The 2,114-nt window shown below is 69.2% G+C and carries 2 protein-coding genes; both read left to right on the forward strand.

Annotated elements, in window-relative coordinates; translation table 11 throughout:
- Positions 1 to 39 precede the first annotated feature (39 nt).
- On the forward strand, positions 40 to 1,233 hold the full coding sequence (locus tag DRB06_RS07210) for a phosphoglycerate kinase (protein WP_073332388.1): 1,194 nt from the start codon (positions 40 to 42) through the stop codon (positions 1,231 to 1,233).
- Between the two features lie 52 nt (positions 1,234 to 1,285).
- Positions 1,286 to 2,065 (forward strand): triose-phosphate isomerase, encoded by a 780-nt coding sequence (tpiA, locus tag DRB06_RS07215; RefSeq protein ID WP_111819525.1) that lies wholly within the window; start codon positions 1,286 to 1,288, stop codon positions 2,063 to 2,065.
- Positions 2,066 to 2,114 lie beyond the last annotated feature (49 nt).

A 2,114-nucleotide genomic window follows, 5' to 3' on the forward strand; every position in this document is an offset into this window, starting at 1 on the left:
CATCCCACCAACACAACCAACACAGCACTGCGAGGTTCCATGAAGACCATCGAGTCCCTCGGCGACCTGAAGGACAAGCGCGTCCTGGTCCGCTCCGACTTCAACGTCCCGCTCGACGCCGACAAGCACATCACCGACGACGGCCGCATCCGCGCCGCCCTGCCGACCCTGAAGACCCTGCTCGACGCGGGCGCCAAGGTCATCATCGTCGCCCACCTGGGCCGTCCCAAGGGCCAGGTCAACCCCGACTTCTCCCTCGCCCCGGTTGCCACCCGCCTGGCCGAACTGACCGGCGTGAAGGTCACCCTCGCGCAGGACACCGTCGGCGAGAGCGCCCAGGCCGCCGTCGCCGCCCTCGAGCCCGGCAACATCGTGCTGCTGGAGAACGTCCGCTTCAACGCTGCCGAAACCTCCAAGGACGACGCCGAGCGCGCCGCCTTCGCCGAGCAGCTGGCCGCCCTGGCCGACGTCTTCGTCTCCGACGGCTTCGGCGTCGTGCACCGCAAGCAGGCCTCCGTCTACGACGTGGCCCGCATCCTCCCGGCCGCCTCCGGGCTGCTGGTCGCCAAGGAGATCGAGTCCCTCGGCAAGGCCGTCAACGACCCCGAGCGCCCCTACACCGTGGTGCTGGGCGGCTCCAAGGTCTCCGACAAGCTCGGTGTCATCGCCAACCTGCTGGGCAAGGCCGACCGCCTCCTCATCGGCGGCGGCATGGCCTACACCTTCCTCGCCGCCCAGGGCCACGAGGTCGGCACCTCCCTGCTGGAGGAGGACCAGATCGACACGGTGAAGGGCTACCTGGACACGGCCAAGGCCAACGGCGTCGAGCTGCTCCTGCCCGTCGACACCGTGGTCGCCCCCGAGTTCAAGGCGGACGCCCCGGCCTCCGTCGTCGCCGCCGACGCCATGCCGGCCGACCAGATGGGCCTGGACATCGGCCCCAAGACCCGGGAGCTGTTCGCCCAGGCCATCGCCTCCTCCAAGACGGTGGTCTGGAACGGCCCCATGGGCGTGTTCGAGTTCCCGGCCTTCGCCGAGGGCACCAAGGCCGTCGCCAAGGCCATCTCCGACTCTGACGCCTTCTCCGTGATCGGCGGCGGCGACTCCGCCGCGGCCGTGCGCACGCTCGGCTTCGACGAGTCCACCTTCTCCCACATCTCCACCGGTGGCGGCGCCTCCCTGGAGCTGCTGGAGGGCAAGACCCTGCCCGGTATCGCCGTCCTGGACGACTGACCAACCCCCATCACACAGTTCCCGTAAGGGAACCCGGATAAGGAATACGCAAATGAGCAACCGCACCCCGCTGATGGCGGGCAACTGGAAGATGAACCTCGACCACCTCGAGGCCAACCACCTGGTGCAGGGCCTGGCCATGGCCCTGAGCGACGCCGGGCACGACTACTCCAAGTGCGAGGTCCTGGTGATCCCGCCCTTCACCGACATCCGCACCGTGCAGACGATCGTCGAGGCGGACTCCCTGGACATCAAGTACGGCGCCCAGGACGTGTCCATTCACGACAACGGCGCCTACACCGGCGAGATCTCCACCGCCATGCTCACCAAGCTCGGCTGCAGCTACGTGGTCATGGGCCACTCCGAGCGCCGCGAGTACCACAACGAGTCCGACGGGCTGGTTGGCGCCAAGGCCCGCAAGGTACTGGACGCCGGCATGACGCCGATCCTGTGCTGCGGCGAGGCCCTCGAGGTCCGTAAGGCCGGCACCCACGTCGACTTCGTGCTCGGCCAGATCCGCGCCGCCCTGGCGGGCTGGTCCGCCGAGGACGTCGCCAAGATCGTCATCGCCTACGAGCCCATCTGGGCCATCGGCACCGGCGAGACCGCCACCGCCGACGACGCGCAGGAGGTTTGCGGTGCCATCCGTGAGGCCCTGCGCGCCGACTTCGGCGACGCCACCGCCGACGCCACCCGCATCCTGTACGGCGGCTCGGCCAAGCCCGCCAACATCAAGGAGCTCATGGCTCAGCCCGACATCGACGGCGCTCTCGTCGGCGGCGCCTCGCTGAAGGCCGACTCCTTCGCGCAGATGGCCGGCTTCTACGCCTGACCCGTATCCGCGTCAGTGGCGGGTGCGCCCGACCCCACCGTGGGGTCGG

The organism is Actinomyces sp. Z5, assembly GCF_003287795.1.
In the GTDB taxonomy this organism is placed as follows: Bacteria; Actinomycetota; Actinomycetes; order Actinomycetales; family Actinomycetaceae; genus Actinomyces; species Actinomyces glycerinitolerans.